At 64.5% G+C, this 18197-nt stretch carries 15 protein-coding genes; 6 read left to right on the forward strand and 9 right to left on the reverse strand.

Annotated features, from left to right (window positions below):
- Position 1: 1 nt before the first annotated feature.
- Complete coding sequence (gene pmbA, locus DJ563_RS16325) at positions 2-1348, reverse strand: metalloprotease PmbA (protein ID WP_274099582.1); 1347 nt, start codon at positions 1346-1348, stop codon at positions 2-4.
- Positions 1349-1456: 108 nt separating this feature from the next.
- Between pmbA and yjgA the strand changes: the two genes are divergently transcribed.
- Positions 1457-1978, forward strand: a complete 522-nt coding sequence (yjgA, locus tag DJ563_RS16330; RefSeq protein ID WP_033701114.1) for a ribosome biogenesis factor YjgA — start codon at positions 1457-1459, stop codon at positions 1976-1978.
- Between the two features lie 34 nt (positions 1979-2012).
- Here the strand turns inward: yjgA and tldD are convergent, their stop codons facing one another.
- From tldD to mreB, 8 genes are all read right to left on the reverse strand, one after another.
- The gene (gene tldD, locus DJ563_RS16335) at positions 2013-3452 is read right to left on the reverse strand and encodes a metalloprotease TldD (RefSeq protein ID WP_274099581.1); all 1440 of its coding nucleotides are present in this window, start codon (positions 3450-3452) and stop codon (positions 2013-2015) included.
- Positions 3453-3454: 2 nt separating this feature from the next.
- Entirely contained in the window at positions 3455-4306 is an 852-nt protein-coding gene (locus DJ563_RS16340) for a carbon-nitrogen hydrolase family protein (protein WP_434518032.1), read from the reverse strand.
- Between the two features lie 8 nt (positions 4307-4314).
- Positions 4315-8136, reverse strand: coding sequence for a YhdP family protein (locus tag DJ563_RS16345; protein WP_434518033.1), 3822 nt, complete (start codon positions 8134-8136; stop codon positions 4315-4317).
- 82 nt (positions 8137-8218) lie between these two features.
- A complete protein-coding gene (gene rng, locus DJ563_RS16350) occupies positions 8219-9676 on the reverse strand; it encodes a ribonuclease G (protein ID WP_274099578.1) in 1458 nt (485 codons plus the stop codon).
- Between the two features lie 54 nt (positions 9677-9730).
- Positions 9731-10342: a Maf family protein gene (locus tag DJ563_RS16355; RefSeq protein WP_274099577.1), complete on the reverse strand. Its 612-nt coding sequence runs from the start codon at positions 10340-10342 to the stop codon at positions 9731-9733.
- Between the two features lie 33 nt (positions 10343-10375).
- Positions 10376-10864, reverse strand: coding sequence for a rod shape-determining protein MreD (gene mreD, locus DJ563_RS16360; RefSeq protein ID WP_274099576.1), 489 nt, complete (start codon positions 10862-10864; stop codon positions 10376-10378).
- Positions 10864-11895 carry a rod shape-determining protein MreC gene (mreC, locus tag DJ563_RS16365; protein ID WP_434519732.1) on the reverse strand — a complete coding sequence of 344 codons (1032 nt, stop codon included), beginning with the start codon at positions 11893-11895 and terminating at the stop codon, positions 10864-10866. The genes mreD and mreC overlap by 1 nt, the downstream gene beginning before the upstream one ends.
- Positions 11896-12090: 195 nt before the next feature.
- A complete protein-coding gene (gene mreB, locus DJ563_RS16370) occupies positions 12091-13128 on the reverse strand; it encodes a rod shape-determining protein MreB (RefSeq protein WP_003255163.1) in 1038 nt (345 codons plus the stop codon).
- Positions 13129-13332: 204 nt separating this feature from the next.
- On the opposite strand from mreB, the gene gatC reads away from it, so the two are divergent.
- The 5 genes from gatC to DJ563_RS16395 all read left to right on the forward strand — a co-directional run bounded on the left by gatC (position 13333) and on the right by DJ563_RS16395 (position 18196).
- Entirely contained in the window at positions 13333-13620 is a 288-nt protein-coding gene (gatC, locus tag DJ563_RS16375; RefSeq protein ID WP_027595588.1) for an Asp-tRNA(Asn)/Glu-tRNA(Gln) amidotransferase subunit GatC, read from the forward strand.
- Positions 13621-13635: 15 nt separating this feature from the next.
- The gene (gene gatA / locus DJ563_RS16380; RefSeq protein ID WP_434518034.1) at positions 13636-15087 is read left to right on the forward strand and encodes an Asp-tRNA(Asn)/Glu-tRNA(Gln) amidotransferase subunit GatA; all 1452 of its coding nucleotides are present in this window, start codon (positions 13636-13638) and stop codon (positions 15085-15087) included.
- Between the two features lie 11 nt (positions 15088-15098).
- A complete protein-coding gene (gatB, locus tag DJ563_RS16385) occupies positions 15099-16544 on the forward strand; it encodes an Asp-tRNA(Asn)/Glu-tRNA(Gln) amidotransferase subunit GatB (RefSeq protein WP_033701124.1) in 1446 nt (481 codons plus the stop codon).
- A 174-nt stretch (positions 16545-16718) separates the two neighbouring features.
- Entirely contained in the window at positions 16719-17093 is a 375-nt protein-coding gene (locus DJ563_RS16390; RefSeq protein WP_033701125.1) for a septal ring lytic transglycosylase RlpA family protein, read from the forward strand.
- Positions 17094-17152: 59 nt separating this feature from the next.
- Positions 17153-18196, forward strand: a complete 1044-nt coding sequence (locus tag DJ563_RS16395; RefSeq protein ID WP_274099882.1) for a calcium/sodium antiporter — start codon at positions 17153-17155, stop codon at positions 18194-18196.
- Position 18197 lies beyond the last annotated feature (1 nt).

Consider the following 18197-nt stretch of genomic DNA (forward strand, 5'->3'; position numbering starts at 1 on the left):
CTCAGCTGCCGGCAACGGTCATCCGTTCGATCAGCACCGAGCCCGTGTGAATATTGCTGCGAGTCTCAAGATCGCTACCGATCGCCACGATTTGCTGGAACATGTCCTTCATGTTCCCCGCGATGGTCACTTCCTGGACCGCATGCTGGATCTCGCCGTTCTCGACCCAGAAGCCTGCAGCACCACGCGAATAGTCGCCCGTGACCATGTTCAGACCATGCCCCATCAACTCGGTCACCAGCAAACCACGCCCCATGCGGCGAATCAGGGCAGCCTGGTCCTCGACGCCGTGGGTCACATACAGGTTGTGCACACCACCGGAGTTGGCCGTGCTCGGCAGGCCGAGCTTGCGCCCGGAATAGGTACCCAGCAGGTACGACACCAGCTCACCTTTGTCGACGAACGGTTTGGCGTAGGTCGCCAGGCCGTCACCGTCGAACGCAGCACTGCCCAAGGCCCGGGGAATATGCGGGCGCTCATCGAGGGTCAACCAGCTTGGGAACAGGCGCTGCCCAATGGTGCCTTCAAGAAACGACGACTTGCGGTACAGGTTGCCGCCGGAGATGGCCGACAGGAAGCTGCCAAACAGGCCGCCGGCGAGCTCTGCCGAGAACAGCACTGGCACTTCGCACGTCGGCACCGGGCGCGCGCCGAGACGGCTGGCCGCACGCTGGGCCGCACGCTGGCCAATGCTGCTTGGGTCGGCCAACAAATTGCCCTGGCGGTTTACGTCATACCAGTAGTCACGCTGCATCTGGCCATCACCCTCGGCGATCATCACGCAGCTCAGGCTGTGTCGGGTCGAGGCGTAGCTGCCGATGAAGCCGTGGCTGTTGCCATACACTCGGCACCCTTGGTGAGTGTTGAGCGTGGTGCCATCGGCATTGAGAATGCGCGGATCGGCGTCGAACGCCGCGGCCTCGCAGGCCAGGGCCATCTCGATCGCTTTCTCGGGTTCGATGCCCCAGTCGTGGTAAAGGTCCAGGTCCGGGATATCGCGGGCCATCAGCGCGGCGTCGGCCAAGCCGGAGCATTCGTCTTCGGACGTATGCTTGGCGATCGCCAGGGCGGCGGCAACGGTTTCGCGGATCGCCTCGGGGCCACTTGCCGAGGTACTGGCCGAGCCTTTGCGCTGGCCGACATAGAGGGTGATGCCAAAGCCCTGGTCACGGTTGAACTCGACCGTTTCGACCTCGCGCTGACGCACCGTGGTGGACAGGCCCTGCTCCAGCGAGACCGCCACTTCACAGGCACTGGCGCCCTGGCGACGCGCTTCGGCGATAATCGCTTCGACCTGCTCCTGCAAGGCTGGCAGGTCTTTCGGACCTACGCTCTGGACTGCACTCATGGTTCTCTCCACTCAAATTCTGCGTTCGGCGAGGGTCATTCTACGACCGGGCCGGACAAGCGGCCCCCGACTGGTTATCATGGCGGCGATTTCTAGCGGACTGCCACCATGGTTGATTCAAACGACGACGCCTTCGACGGCGAAAAAAGCAAAACCCAGATCAAGCGCGAACTGCATGCACTGGTCGAACTCGGCGAGCGCCTCACTACGCTCAAGGCCGACACCCTGGCACGCCTGCCGTTGACCGACGAGCTGCGCAAGGCGCTGGCCGAGGCCAGCAAGCACACCGCTCACGGTGCCCGCAAACGCCACATGTCGTTTGTCGGCAAGCTGATGCGTGTGCAGGACCTGGATGCCATCCATGCCTTGCTCGAACAGATGGACAGCTCGACCCGCCAGTACAACGAGCGTTTCCACGGCCTGGAGCGCTGGCGCGACCGGTTGATCGACGGCAATGACGAAGACCTTGAACGCTTCGTCAACGAGTACCCCGATACCGATCGCCAGCAAATGCGCTCGCTGATCCGCCATGCCCAGCACGAGAAGGCGCGTAACAAACCGCCTGCCGCCGCGCGCAAGGTGTTCAAGTACATCCGCGACCTCGACGAGCTGCAGCGCGGATTGCGCTGATTGCCCAGGGGCTGCTGCGCAGCCCCCATGCCTGTCACGCCCCGGTCCCGCCGACGGTGATCGCATCGAGTTTCAGCGTCGGCTGCCCGACCCCTACCGGCACCGACTGCCCATCCTTGCCGCACGTACCGACGCCACTGTCCAGCGCCAGGTCATTGCCGACCATCGATACCCGGCTCATCGCCTCCGGCCCGTTGCCAATCAACGTTGCACCCTTGACCGGCGCGGTGATTTTGCCGTCTTCGATCAGGTAAGCCTCACTGGTGGAGAAGACGAACTTGCCGCTGGTGATATCCACCTGGCCACCGCCCAGGTTGGCGCAATAGATGCCCCTCTTCACCGAAGCGATGATTTCCTGCGGGTCGCTTTCGCCCGCGCGCATGTAGGTGTTGGTCATGCGCGGCATCGGCAGATGGGCGTAGGATTCGCGGCGGCCATTGCCGGTCACGGCCATGCCCATCAGGCGGGCGTTCAGTTTGTCCTGCATGTAGCCTTTGAGCACACCGTTCTCGATCAGCGTGGTGCACTCGGTCGGGGTGCCTTCGTCATCCACGCTCAACGAACCGCGGCGGCCTTCAAGGGTGCCGTCGTCGACGATGGTGCACAGTTTCGACGCCACCTGCTCACCGATCCGGCCGCTGAACGCCGAGCTGCCCTTGCGATTGAAGTCCCCTTCCAAGCCATGGCCCACCGCTTCATGCAACAACACGCCCGACCAGCCCGAACCCAGCACCACGGGCAAGGTGCCCGCCGGGGCAGGAATCGCCTCCAGGTTCACCAGTGCCTGACGCAACGCCTCACGGGCATAACCCATGACCTTCTCTTCGGTGAAGAAGCGGTAGTCGGTACGCCCGCCGCCACCCTGGCCACCGCGCTCGCGGCGGCCATTGTGTTCGACGATGACGCTGACGTTGAAGCGCACCAGCGGGCGCACGTCGGCGGCGAGGCTGCCATCGGCCGCCGCGATGAGAATGCGCTCCCAGACCCCGGCCATGCTCACGCTGACCTGCTGGATACGCGGGTCCAGCGCCCGGGTGGCGGCGTCTACACGCTTGAGCAGGTCGACCTTCTCGGCGCGGCTGAGCACATCCAGAGGGTTGTCCGGCGCATACAGGGCCGTCACATCCTGGCTGCGGAAAGCCTGGACCGTCCCATTCTGCCCGGCACGGGAGATCGAACGCGCGGCACGGGCCGCCGAGGTCAGTGCCTCCAGGTTGATGGCGTTGCTGTAGGCGAAGCCGGTCTTTTCACCGGACTGGGCACGCACGCCGACGCCTTGGTCGAGGTTGAAGCTGCCCTCTTTGACGATGCCGTCCTCCAGCGCCCAGGTTTCCGAGATCTGGCCCTGGAAATACAAGTCGGCGGCATCGATGCCCGGGCCGGCCAACTCACCCAGCACAGCCTGCAGGCTGTCCAGGGTCAACCCGCCTGGGGCCAGGAGCTGCTCGCTGACGGTGGATAACATCTGGCTCATAGTCACTCCGAGGTGTGCGCAGGCCGCAAGGCGTCCTGCGAGAAAAAGCGCCGGTGCGAAACCACCGGCATGCGCGCCCGAATGGACGCTTGTTCATCAGTGTCGCGCTCGGCGAGCAATACCGCTTCGCCCTGCGCCTGCTGCGCAACGATCCGCCCCCAGGGGTCGACGATCGCTGCATGGCCATGGGTTTCCCGTGGGCCTGGATGGGTGCCGCCCTGCGCTGCGGCCAACAGGTAGCACTGGGTCTCGATGGCACGCGCGCGAATCAGCACGTCCCAGTGCGCCGCGCCCGTCACCGCAGTGAAGGCGGCTGGCGCGGTGATCAGCTCGGCCCCGGCAGCGCGCAAGGCACTGTACAACTCGGGGAAGCGCAGGTCATAGCATACGCTCAGGCCCACGCGCCCCACCGGGGTATCGGCCACCACCACCTGCGCGCCATGGGCATAGTCGTCGGACTCGCGGTAACGGCCGCGGTTGTCGGCGACGTCCACGTCGAACAGGTGCAACTTGTCGTAGCGTGCCGCCACTTCACCGTGTTCATCGATCAGCAGTGAGCAGGCATGGGCCTTGGCATCAGGCTGGCCGACCGGTGGCAACGGCAAGGTGCCGGCGACAATCCATAACTTGAGGTCTCGCGCGGTGCGTTTCAACCACGGCAGGATCGGCCCTTCGCCCAAGGCTTCGGCGCGGCCGATCACTGCAGCATCCTTGCGCCCCATGGCGGCGAAGTTTTCTGGCAGCACGGCCAGGCGTGCGCCACCGAACGCGGCCTGCTCAAGCAGGGCGCCAGCACGCTGCAGGTTGGCCAGCACGTCGTCCTGGCTGACCATCTGGATCACCGCTGCCTTCATGAAGACTCCTAGCGCGATTTCTCGAAAGGTTTCACAAATGTGATTCTAGGCTCTTTCCACGGCCCCTCGACGCGGTAATGCACGCTGGCAAAGCGTGATACCCGGTCGCCGATCAAGCGATCGACCAGGAACAGCGCGCCCCCCACCGCAGGTGCGCCGATGATCAGGGCGGCCAGCGGCAGGTTGTTGGTCACCGGCAGGCTCACCTGCAGGTTGGCATCCACCCGGTCACGGACCAGGTCGAGGGTACCGTCTAGCTCGAAGTTGCTCGACGGGCCGGTAACGGTAATCGGCTCGCGGGTCACGTAGACGCCATTGCTGGCCACCAGCAGGCCCTTGACCCGATCATAGGCCAGGCCTTTGTCGAACAGGTCGGAAAAGTCCAGGCGCAAGCGGCGGCCGATGGAGTTGAAGTTGAGCAGGCCGAACACGCGCAGGGCCTGGGCACTGCCTTCGACTTCGACGAACTGGCCGGTGCGCAGGGCGGCATCCATGCTCCCGGAGAAGCGGTTCAAGCCCACCCAGGCAGGTGAGCCCGGCCAGCGGCCGTCGACATCCAGGCGGAAATCGCGGCTGGTCACGGTGGGGGCAAACCCCCACGCCTTGAGCACATCGGCCAGGTTCTTGCCGTCCAGGCGCCCTTTGTACCAGCTACTGCTGCTGCCCGGCGGGCCTTCCCAGCCACCGCCGCCATCGATGCGCAGGCCCTTGAAGTCAAGGTCGATATCGTCTGCCGATACGCCACGCGCGGTCGGGCGCAACTTGATCGATGCGCTGCCGTAGAGGTCGTCGCCGCGGTAGAGCTTGTCGATGCTCAGGTCCAGGGCAGGTACCTTGCGCGGGTCGAATGATGCCAACGGGTCGGGCCCCTCCTCGGCCTGCGCCTGGGCCGGGTCCGCAGCCGGCAGGCGCAAGGTCTGCAGGCGCACCGACATGGGCGCGGCCTTGGCGTCGGGTACGCGCGCGTTGCCGATGACTTCCTTGCTGTCCAGGCGCAGGTCCCACGCCGGGCCACCACGGGCCAGACGCACCACCGCCTGATTCAGGTCCATGCCGAAGGCTTTGAGCTGGCCGATGCTCAGGTCGACGCTTTGCAGGCTCTGCCGGGCACTGCCACCGGGGTCGTCACCGCCCAGGCTGGCCATCTGCGCTTGCCACGGCGCCAGGTCCAGTGTTTCCAGGTGCCCGCGTACCCGCAGCCCCTGGCCGCTTGGCACTTGCGCCTGGCCTGTGCCCAGCAGCAGCTCACCGCGGCCCTGGGCCAGTTTGTCGCCGGGCGCGGCATAGGCAAAGCGTGCAAGGTCGGCATAGCTGGCGTCGAAGCGCCGCTCCTGGCCCTGCAGGTTCATGCTGAAGCGGCTATCGCGGGTATCCGCCGCAGCCTTGCCGAAGGGTGCCGGCAAATCGATCGCCAACCCCTTGAGCGACGAGTTGACGTTCAGGCTGTTGTCCCGGCTACCCAGGTTGACCTGCAACTGATAGGGCAGCTCGCCCGAGGCAGGCAACGCCTGGTTGAACTGCAGCCATTCGGTCAGCGCTTTCAGCGAAACCTGGCCGTTGGCGTTGATGCGGGTCTGCATCTGCCCTGGCTCGCCCTCGGCGACGATCTGCGCGGTCACCGGTTTGCCGAACGCCTGCAGGCTGATGTCCTTGCCGCTCAGGCCCTTGTCGAAGTCAAAACTGAAGTCGCCCTTCAGGCGGTTCAGCTCCAGGCTTGGCGGGGCCACCTTGAGGCGGGCGTCAGCGGTGGCGAAGTCCACCTTGACCTTGGGCCGCTGCCCATGTGCCAGGGGGATATCGAGCTTGACCTTGCCCTTGAGCGGGCCCTCGCCTTCCCAACCGGCGAAGATCTCACCCGTGCCGATCGGGGCTTCCTTGAGAATTTTCAGGCCGTCACCCAGGCTGCCGTCGAAATCGCCATCCAGGTACAGATGGCTATGCTGGTCGCCTTCGACGTGGGGGATGTCGACACTGACGTCACTCACCTTGGTATCGAGCAGCAGGCCATGGTGGGCCTTGATGCGCACACCACTGTCTTCGATCAGCACGTCACCGTCGACCTGCTGCACTTGAGGCCAGCCGGGCTGGAAGTCCAGCGCCGCGTCACGCACCTTGAAGAACAGGCTGATACTGCGCGCCTCCGGGGTGGCGCCGTGGTTCAGCGAACCCTGGTACTGGAAGTAGCCCTCATCCACGGTGCCCTTGACGATCGCACTGCGCAGCCATTCGTCGAGGGCCGGGCTGAGTACTTCCGGCAAGTATTTGGCGGTGTATCGGCCATCGCCCTCGGTCAACCCGACCCGCAGGTCCATGTAGTCCTCGCGGCCCTCTTCGAACAGCAGGCGGATCAGGAAGTCACCGGCGATCTTGCCCTCCTCGCCCAGCACCTTGAGGTACGGCGCGACGAGGGTGAAGCCTTGCTGGTCGAGGGCCCAGGTCAGGCGGGCATTGGCCTGCTGGTAATGCCAAGGTTTGGCGAAGATCGGGTACAAGTGCAGCATGAAGGCGTCGGTGTCGAGCCGCAGCTCGCCATGGCCCAGGTCGCCGCTGATGCTGCCACTGACGTTGCCGGCCGCCGGGGCACCGTGGTAGGCGTTGAAACCGACCTGCTCCAGGTTGGCGGCAAATTGCAGGCGCTGGTCGCCCTCGGCCTTGGGCCGCGCCTCAAGGCGCAAGTTGCGCAGCGCGCCGGTGACCTTCAGGCCATCGACCACAGCCATGAGGTTATCCGGCAGCGGTGCCAGGGCATCGATCAATGGGGTCAGCGGAGTGAGGTCAAGGCGGTCGGCCTGCACTTCCCAGCGCTCGTCGGCCGGGGCCTGCCCAGGGCGCTGGCGTAACTGCAGATGGGATTCCCAGCGGGTCTTGCCGATGCTCATGGCCAGGGAATCGACACTCACATCGAAGCCTTGCGGGCTACGCTGGAACCAGGCGGCCAGCGCCAGGTTGTCCACGGTTGCGGCCTTGCGCCCGGCATAGGCGCCTTGCAGCTTCGGCGCATTGAGCCGGACCACCGCGTGCTGCAACTGGCCTTGGCGCCAGTCGACCCAGAACTCGCCCCCGGCGCGCAGTGCATCAGCGTGCCACTGGCCCAGCAGGCGCGGCGGCAACCAGCGCGCCCAATCGCTCTGCGGCAGGCTCAGGTAAGCGGCAACCTCAGCGTCTTGCCAGGCGTTGGCCGACGCACGGCTGCGCAGGTTCAGCGCCAGGGGCTGGCCGTCCGGCAGGGTTGCGCGCACGTCGAGGGCCTGGCGCGAGGCACCGGCCTGCAGGCCGGCACTCACATACGTCAAGGTCAGGGGGTCGCGCTGCCAGGGCTGCAAGGTAACCTGGCTGTCGAATACATCGATACGCCCCAGTTGGCGCAGGCGCTGCAGCAGCTCGGCGGGGTCGAGGGGGGCATCGTCTTTTTTCGGCAGCCCTTCGAGGTTCCAGGCGCCTTGCTCATCTTCGCGCAGGATCAGTTGCAAGCCGCCTAACTGAATACGCGCCAGGCGTACCTCGCGGGAGGTCAGGCTGGCCCATAAGTCCGGCACCAGCTTGACGTCGTCCAGGCGCAACGCGGTGGCGCCTTCGCCCAATTGCAGGTCGCGAACGCGCAGCACAGGCGCCAGCCCGCTCCAGCGCCCCTCAAGGGCACCGACATGCACTGGCAGGCCCAACGCCTGTTCGGCCTTGCTCTCGACATCGGCTCGGTACTCGGCCACCAGCGGCACCAATTGCCGGCCGAGGCTGACATACAACGCCACCAGCACCGCCAGCAGCGCACACAAGCCCAGCCCCCAGCGAGTCAAGGCGACAAGAACGCGGTTCAGACGTCCCATGGCCATGGCCCTCCAGGTCGTTTATCCATGATGGCCCCAAGTACCGGTTTTGCCAGCCCGGCCATCCTGTGCTGCGTTTTGGTAAGCCTCAGAGCAGCACCACATCGTATTGTTCCTGCGAGTACATCGACTCGACCTGGAAGCGGATAGTTCTGCCGATGAAGGTTTCAAGCTCCGCCACGTTGCCGGACTCCTCGTCCAGCAGGCGGTCGACCACTTTCTGGTTGGCCAGTACGCGGTAGCCCTCGGCCTGGTAGGCGCGGGCTTCGCGAAGGATCTCACGGAAGATTTCGTAACAAATGGTCTCGGGGGTTTTCAGCTTGCCACGGCCCTGGCACCCCAGGCAGGGTTCGCAGAGCACCTGCTCGAGGCTCTCACGCGTGCGCTTGCGGGTCATCTGCACCAGGCCCAGCTCGGTAATGCCGATGATGTTGGTCTTGGCGTGATCACGTTCGAGCTGCTTTTCCAGGGTGCGCAGCACCTGGCGCTGATGCTCTTCATCTTCCATGTCGATGAAGTCGATGATGATGATGCCGCCGATGTTGCGCAGGCGCAGTTGCCGGGCAATGGCGGTAGCGGCCTCGAGGTTGGTCTTGAAGATGGTCTCCTCAAGGTTGCGATGGCCGACGAAGGCACCGGTGTTGACGTCGATGGTGGTCATCGCCTCAGCGGGGTCGACCACCAGATAGCCACCGGACTTGAGCGGCACCTTGCGCTCCAGGGCACGCTGAATCTCGTCTTCGACGCCGTACAAGTCAAAGATCGGCCGCTCGCCAGGGTAATGCTCGAGCCGATCGGCAATCTCCGGCATCAATTCGCCGACGAACTGCGTGGTTTTCTGGAATGTTTCCCGCGAGTCGATGCGGATTTTCTCGATCTTCGGGTTGACCAGGTCGCGCAGGGTACGCAGGGCCAGGCCAAGGTCTTCGTAAATCACCGTGGGCGCGCCGCAGGTCTGGATCTGGCTGCCGATCTGTTCCCACAGGCGGCGCAGGTAGCGAATGTCCTGCAGGATCTCTTCGGCGCGAGCGCCTTCGGCGGCAGTGCGCAGGATGAAGCCGCCGGCGTCCTTGATGTTCTCGCTGTCCATGCAGCTGCTGACTACCTGCTTGAGGCGATCACGCTCGGCTTCGTCTTCGATCTTGAGGGAAATACCGACATGGCTGCTGCGCGGCATGTACACCAGGTAGCGCGAAGGGATCGACAACTGCGTGGTCAGACGGGCGCCCTTGGTGCCGATCGGGTCCTTGGTCACCTGTACCACCAGCGCCTGGCCTTCATGCACCAGCGCGGTGATATTCTCTACCGCCGAGCCTTCGCGCTGGGAAATTTCCGAGGCATGGATGAAGGCGGCCCGCTCCAGGCCGATGTCGACGAACGCCGCCTGCATGCCGGGCAGCACGCGTACCACCTTGCCCTTGTAGATATTGCCGACGATGCCGCGGCGCTGGGTGCGCTCGACGTGCACTTCCTGCAGCACCCCGTTTTCCACCACCGCCACACGTGACTCCATCGGGGTGATGTTGATCAGGATCTCTTCACTCATGGCAGGCTCTCGTCAAAGGTCTTGGATAATGATGGATCGCGCAGGCAGCGCTGGCTACTGCGGCTTTGTTACCTCTGGAGAAAGCGCAGGCAGTTGCCAGCAGGCGATGCCAAACCCGGCGAGCAGCTCGGCGGTCTCGCTCAGCGGCAAACCCACCACCGCAGAGTAACTGCCTGCAAGGCCGGTGACGAACACTGCGCCCAGCCCTTGGATGGCGTAACCGCCGGCTTTGTCTACAGGCTCACCGCTGGCCCAGTAGCGCGCTGCTTCATCGGCGCTGATGGCACGAAAGCGCACGCTGCTGGTGACGCACAGGCTCAGGGTGCGCACGCCATCGCTCAGGGCGACAGCGGTCAAAACCTGATGTTCGCGGCCAGACAGGTCGGCCAGCATGGCCAGGGCATGTTCGCGGTCTTCCGGTTTGCCGAGAATACGGCCATCGAGGACCACTGCGGTGTCTGCGCCCAGCACCACCGCCGGGCCCTGCAGGCTGGCAAGGCCAGCCTCGGCCTTGGCCCGGGCGAGGCGCTCGACATAGGCCTGGGCACCTTCATTGGCCAGCGGGGTTTCATCGATGGGGGCGCTAACGGTAGTGAACGGTACGCCGATCTGAGTCAGCAGTTCACGACGACGGGGCGAGCCAGAGGCCAGGTAAAGCGGGTTCATGTAGACATCTCCCTGTCAGTCGCGGCAACGCCGTCAATTTATGTGCAAGCGTCGGCGCAGGTCGCGCAGGGCAAAGCTGATCCATGGCCAGAGCAAGGCGCTGATGACCGCCGACCACACCAGCGCCAGGGTCGGCAGGCGGTTGCCGGTCAGCGCGCTGAGCCATAGCTGTATCAGCTGGGCGATGCCGAAGATCACCAGAATCACCAGGCTCTGCTGCCACATGGGGAATATGCGCAGGCGCTGCTGCAGAGACAGCACCAAGAAGGTGATCAGGGTCAGGATCAGCGCGTTCTGCCCAAGCAACGTGCCATACAGCACATCCTCGGCCAGGCCCAGCACGAAGGCCGTGGTCATGCCGACCTTGCTCGGCACGGCGAGGGTCCAGAACGATACCAGCAGCGCCAGCCACATGGGCCGGAACACTTCCATGAACTGGGGCATGGGCGAGACACTGAGCAGCAGGCCAATGGCGAATGTCAGCCAGATGACCCAGCCGTTGTTGCGGCGTGATGCAGCCATCATTGCCTCCGGGGTTGGGCGGGCGCTGCCGCTGGCACGGCGGGTGCCGCAGGCGCTACAGGCGCAGCAGCGGGCGGCGTGGCAGGGGCTGCCGGTGTTGCGGGCGCGACGGGCGCGGTGGCGGTACCGGCAGGTGCGGCCTGCTCGCCATTGGCGCCAGGCTGAACACCCACCGCGGTGCCCTTGCGGTCGGCCTCTTCCTGCGCAATCGCCGCGTCAGTGGCGCGCTGTTCCGGGGTACGCCGGTCACTGAACACCAGCAGCATGTAGCGGCTGCGGTTGAGTGCGGCGGTAGGGATGGCGCGGACAATGGCAAACGGCTGGCCGGAGTCGTGAATCACTTCGTTGACCGTGGCCACCGGGTAGCCGGCCGGGAAGCGCTGGCCCATGCCGGAGCTGACCAACAGGTCGCCTTCCTTGATGTCGGCGGTATCGGCCACATGGCGCAGTTCCAGACGCTCCGGGTTGCCGGTACCGCTGGCTATGGCGCGCAGGCCATTGCGGTTGACCTGCACCGGAATGCTATGGGTGGTATCGGTCAGCAACAGCACCCGCGAGGTGTAAGGCATCAATTCGACCACCTGGCCCATCAGGCCGCGGGCGTCGAGCACCGGCTGGCCGAGGAACACACCATCGCGCTCACCCTTGTTGATCAGAATGCGGTGGGTGAACGGATTGGGATCGACGCCGATCAGCTCGGCCACTTCGACCTTTTCGTTGACCAGGGCCGAAGAGTTGAGCAACTCACGCAAGCGCACGTTCTGCTCGGTCAGGGCCGCCAGCTTCTGCAGGCGCCCCTGCAACAGCAGGGCCTCGGTCTTGAGCTTTTCGTTTTCCGCGATCAGTTCGGTACGGCTGCCGAACTGGCCCGCCACGCCTTGCCACAAGCGCTGCGGCAAATCGGTGATCCAGTACGATTCCATCAACACCATGCCCATCTGGCTGCGCACAGGCTTGAGCACGGCAAAGCGCGCATCGACCACCATCAACGCGATCGACAGCACCACCAATACGAGTAGACGAACGCCCAGCGAAGGGCCCTTGGAGAAAAGCGGTTTAATGGGCCGTTCCTCGTGGACGACTCAGGAGGTCATTGGACATGGGACAACGCACCAGCCTGGTTGCGGGTTGACGGAAACGACGCCCAAACGGACGCCAGCCCAGCGCATACAGGTAGCACTGTGCGTGCTACCTGTAAACCGGGCGCTCATGAGCCGCGAGCAGGATCACTCGCTGGAGAGCAGGTCCATCGCGTGCTTGTCCATCATCTCCAGGGCGCGACCGCCGCCACGGGCGACACAGGTCAGCGGGTCCTCGGCGACGATCACCGGCAGGCCGGTTTCCTGGGCCAGCAGCTTGTCGAGGTCGCGCAGCAGTGCGCCACCACCGGTCAACACCAGGCCGCGCTCGGCGATGTCGGAGGCCAGCTCCGGCGGCGACTGCTCCAGGGCGCTCTTTACCGCCTGAACGATGGTCGCCAGCGACTCCTGCAGCGCTTCGAGCACTTCGTTGGAGTTCAGGGTGAAGGCACGCGGTACGCCCTCGGCCAGGTTACGGCCACGGACATCGACTTCGCGCACTTCGCCGCCCGGGTAGGCGGTGCCGATTTCCTGCTTGATGCGCTCGGCGGTGGACTCGCCGATCAGGCTGCCGTAGTTGCGGCGCACGTAGGTGACGATGGCTTCGTCGAAGCGATCGCCGCCAACCCGCACGGATTCGGCATACACCACACCGTTGAGGGAGATCAGCGCGATTTCGGTGGTACCACCGCCGATATCGACGACCATCGAGCCACGGGCCTCTTCAACCGGCAGGCCGGCACCGATGGCGGCGGCCATTGGCTCTTCGATCAGGAAGACTTCGCGGGCACCGGCACCCAGGGCCGACTCGCGAATCGCACGGCGCTCTACCTGGGTCGACTTGCACGGCACGCAAATCAGCACGCGAGGGCTGGGCTGCAGGAAGCTGTTCTCGTGAACCTTGTTGATGAAATACTGCAACATTTTTTCACAAACGCTGAAGTCGGCGATGACGCCGTCCTTCATCGGACGAATGGCAGCAATGTTGCCGGGCGTACGGCCCAGCATGCGTTTGGCTTCGGTACCGACGGCGACGACGCTTTTCTGATTGCCATGGGTACGGATGGCAACAACCGAGGGCTCATTCAGGACGATACCGCGCTCACGCACGTAAATAAGGGTGTTGGCAGTACCCAGGTCGATGGAAAGATCGCTGGAAAACATGCCACGCAGTTTCTTGAACATGGGAAAGTGACCCTGGGGAAAGCGTGGGTAAAAAAGTGCGGCAAACTCTAACAATGGCAGGGATTTTGGGCAAGGAGCCAATATGTTAAATTGGTCGTTTTTCCGAGCACGCCAGCAGATGATCGCGGCCGTATGACCGCTAGAATGCCGACATGTTCCTCATCACGGACCTTATTCCGTTCTTTGTTTCCCCTGGAGATCCCCATGGCGCTTGAACGCTGCGACGTGGAAAAGATCGCCCATCTGGCCCGTCTGGGCCTGAATGATGGCGAACTGCCACGTATTACCGATGCACTGAACAGCATTCTCGGGCTGGTCGACCAGATGCAGGCGGTCGACACCACGGGCATCGAGCCCCTGGCCCACCCCCTGGAGGCCAGCCAGCGACTGCGTCCCGACCAGGTCACCGAAAGCAACCAGCGCGAGGCCTACCAGGCCATCGCACCCTCGACCGAAAGCGGTCTGTACCTGGTTCCCAAAGTCATCGAGTAAGGGATAGAGCCTGCCATGCATCAATTGACCCTGGCCGAGATCGCCCGCGGACTCGCCGACAAGTCGTTTTCTTCCGAAGAGCTGACGGGCGCCCTGCTGGCGCGCATCAAGCAACTCGACCCGCAAATCAACAGCTTCATCAGCGTCACCGAAGAGCTGGCCCTGGGCCAGGCCCGTGCCGCCGACGCCCGCCGCGCCACTGGCGAGGCCGGTGCACTGCTGGGCGCGCCGATCGCCCACAAGGACCTGTTCTGCACCAACGGTGTACGCACCAGCTGCGGCTCGAAGATGCTCGACAACTTCAAGGCGCCGTACGATGCCACCGTGGTCGCCAAGCTGGCCGAAGCCGGCATGGTCACCCTGGGCAAGACCAACATGGACGAATTCGCCATGGGTTCGGCCAACGAATCCAGCCACTATGGCCCGGTGAAGAACCCGTGGAACCTCGAGCACGTGCCTGGCGGCTCGTCCGGTGGTTCCGCTGCTGCCGTCGCCGCGCGCCTGCTGCCAGCCTCCACTGGCACCGACACCGGCGGCTCGATCCGACAGCCGGCAGCGCTGACCAACCTGACCGGCCTGAAACCGACGTACGGTCGTGTTTCGCGCTGGGGCATGATCGCTTACGCCTCCAGCCTCGACCAGGGCGGCCCGCTGGCCCGTACCGCCGAAGACTGCGCGCTGCTGCTGCAAGGCATGGCCGGTTTCGACGCCAAGGACTCCACCAGCATCGAAGAACCGGTGCCGGACTACAGCGCCAATCTCAACGCCTCGCTGCAGGGCCTGCGCATTGGCCTGCCGAAGGAATACTTCGGCGCCGGCCTCGACCCGCGCATCGCCGAACGGGTGCAAGCCAGCGTCAAGGAGCTGGAAAAGCTCGGCGCCGTGGTCAAGGAAATCAGCCTGCCGAACATGCAGCATGCCATCCCGGCGTACTACGTGATCGCGCCCGCTGAAGCGTCCTCCAACCTGTCGCGTTTCGACGGCGTGCGTTTCGGCTACCGCTGCGAAGCCCCCAAAGACCTGACCGACCTGTACAAGCGTTCGCGTGGCGAAGGCTTCGGCGCCGAAGTGCAGCGCCGCATCATGGTCGGTACCTACGCCCTGTCGGCCGGCTACTACGACGCCTACTACGTCAAGGCGCAGCAGATCCGCCGCCTGATCAAGAACGACTTCATGGCCGCGTTCAACGACGTCGACCTGATCCTTGGCCCGACCACGCCGAACCCGGCCTGGAAGCTCGGCGCCAAGAGCAGCGACCCAGTCGCCGCCTACCTTGAAGACGTCTACACCATCACCGCCAACCTGGCTGGCCTGCCCGGCCTGTCGATGCCGGCCGGCTTCGTCGATGGCCTGCCCGTTGGTGTGCAGTTGCTGGCGCCGTACTTCCAGGAAGGCCGCCTGCTCAACGTCGCGCACCGCTACCAGCAAGTGACCGACTGGCACACCCGTGCCCCCAACGGCTTCTGAGGAGTTCACACATGCAATGGGAAGTTGTGATCGGGCTGGAAATTCATACCCAGCTCGCTACCCAGTCGAAGATCTTCTCCGGCAGCGCCACCACCTTCGGCTCCGAGCCGAACACCCAGGCCAGCCTGGTTGACCTGGGGATGCCCGGCGTACTGCCGGTGCTGAACCAGGAAGCCGTGCGCATGGCCTGCATGTTCGGCCTGGCGATCGACGCCGAGATCGGCAAGCGCAACGTGTTCGCGCGCAAGAACTACTTCTACCCCGACCTGCCCAAGGGCTACCAGATCAGCCAGATGGAGCTGCCGATCGTCGGCAAGGGCCACCTGGATATCGCCCTGGAAGACGGCACCATCAAGCGCATCGGGGTTACCCGTGCGCACCTGGAAGAAGACGCCGGCAAGAGCCTGCACGAAGACTTCAGCGGCTCTACCGGCATCGACCTGAACCGTGCCGGCACGCCGCTGCTGGAAATCGTCTCCGAGCCGGACATGCGCAGCGCCAAGGAGGCCGTGGCCTACGTCAAGGCCATCCACGCCCTGGTGCGCTACCTGGGCATCTGCGACGGCAACATGGCCGAGGGCTCGCTGCGCTGCGACTGCAACGTGTCGATCCGTCCCAAGGGCCAGGCCGAGTTCGGCACCCGCTGCGAGATCAAGAACGTCAACTCGTTCCGCTTCATCGAGCGTGCGATCAACAGCGAGATCCAGCGCCAGATCGACCTGATCGAGGACGGTGGCAGGGTCATCCAGGAAACCCGCCTGTACGACCCGAACAAGGACGAGACCCGCTCCATGCGCAGCAAGGAGGAAGCCAACGACTACCGTTACTTCCCCGACCCGGACCTGCTGCCGGTGGTCATCGAGGACAGCTTCCTCGACACCATCCGTGCCGGCTTGCCCGAGCTGCCACCGCAAAAGGTCGAGCGTTTCCAGAGCCAGTACGGCCTGTCGGCCTACGATGCCAACGTGCTGGCCTCCAGCCGTGAACAGGCGGACTACTTCGAAGAAGTGGTGAAGATTGGCGGCGACGCCAAGCTGGCCGCCAACTGGGTCATGGTCGAGCTGGGCAGCCTGCTGAACAAGCTGGGCATCGAGATCGACCAGGCGCCGGTCAGTGCCGAGCAGCTCGGTGGCATGTTGCTGCGGATTCGCGACAACACCATCAGCGGCAAGATTGCCAAGACCGTGTTCGAAGCCATGGCCGCCGGTGAAGGCGATGCCGACAGCATCATCGAAAGCCGCGGCCTGAAGCAGGTTACAGACACCGGTGCAATCGAGACGATGCTCGACGAGATGCTGGCTGCCAACGCCGAACAGGTCGAACAGTACCGCGCCGCCGACGAGGCCAAGCGTGGCAAGATGTTCGGCTTCTTTGTCGGCCAGGCGATGAAAGCGTCGAAGGGCAAGGCCAACCCTGGGCAAGTGAACCAATTGCTCAAAGCCAAGCTCGAAGGCTGAGCTGAAAAAAGCGGCGAGGGCTTTGCCCTCGTTCGCGAGGCCAGTCGGATCGCCGCACCGCCGCTCCCACAGGTATTGCGCAGCCCAGTAGCTGTGGGAGCGGCGGTGCGGCGATCCGACTGGCCCCGCGAAGGGCCGCACAGCAGCCCCAACGGCAGCACCGGAGCTTTCGACTTGCTAAAACGATCCCTCGGCACCCTCGCACTCTTCTCCCTGCTGGCCGGCTGCGCCAGCCACGACATCGACCCTCGCGGCTACAACCAGACCGGTACCGCCTCCTATTACGGCGCCCGCCACCACGGCAAACGCACGGCCAGTGGCGAGCCTTTCAACCAGCATGGCCTCACCGCCGCTCACCGCAGCCTGCCCTTCGGCAGCAAGGTGCTGGTCACCAACCTTGCCAACCAACGCAGCGTGGTGGTGCGCATCAACGACCGCGGCCCGCATACACGTGGCCGGCTGATCGACCTGTCACGCGCCGCAGCAGAAAAAATCGGCATGCTCCGTAGCGGAACGGCGCGCGTCCGGGTACAAGGTCTGAGCGACTGACCGACTGGAGCCCGACCATTTTCGACCTCGCCACCCTTCCCACCTTCAGCCTCCTGCAACTGGGCGTCGCCCTCGTGCTGCTGGCCTGCGGTGCAGAGCTACTGGTACGTGTGGCCCTGCGCCTGGCCCTGCGCCTGCACGTGCGGCCATTGATCATCGGCCTGAGCCTGGTGGCCTTCGGCAGCACCGCGCCGCAGCTCACCGTAAGCCTGCAGGCTGCCTACCAAGGCGCACCCGATGTCGCAGTCGGCAGCGTGATCGGCAGCAATATCTTCAACGTGCTGGTGATTCTCGGCCTGGCCGCGCTGATCATCCCGCTGCGCGTATCACGCCAGCTGGTGCGCCTGGATATCCCCCTGATGATCGTCGCCAGCGCGCTGGTGTATGCGCTCGCCGCCAATGGCTACCTGGGCCGCTGGGAGGGCCTGTTGCTGTTGCTGACGCTGGTGGGCTACCTGGGCATGCTCTGGCACCAATCGCGGCATTACGCCCGCACCTACCCCGCGCCCAGCTTCATCACCGTCAGCGGCGCACGCTTCTGGTCTGGCGCCCTGTTGCAGATTGCCCTCGGCCTTGGCCTGCTGAGCCTGGCCGGGCACCTGCTGCTGGAAGCCGTCGTCGAGGTGGCGACCGACCTGGGGCTGTCCGAACGCATCATCGGCCTGACCGTGGTGGCGGTGTGCACGTCGCTGCCAGAGCTGGCGGCGGCGATGATCGCCGCCCTTCGCGGCGAACGGGAGATCGCCGTGGGCACGGTGATCGGCAGCAACCTGTTCAACCTGCTGGGTGTATTGGGGCTGACTGCGTTGATCACGCCAGAGCCGCTGTCGATCTCACCCAACGCACTGGCCTTTGACTTGCCGGTGATGCTGGGTGTGGCGGCGCTGAGCCTGCCGGTGTTTTATTCGGGGTACCGGATTACCCGCGCTGAAGGCTTGGTGTTCCTTTGCCTGTACCTGGCCTATGGGCTGCATGTGGTGGCCTTTACCACCGGCATGCCACTGGCCGGGCGCCTGGAACGGCTCATGCTGTTTTATGTGCTGCCGGTGCTAGCGGTGGTGTTGCTGTATACCACCGTGCGTGCCTGGCGCCGACAGCATTGAG

Source organism: Pseudomonas sp. NFX1 (assembly GCF_051123555.1).
Taxonomy (GTDB): Bacteria; Pseudomonadota; Gammaproteobacteria; order Pseudomonadales; family Pseudomonadaceae; genus Aquipseudomonas; species Aquipseudomonas capeferrum.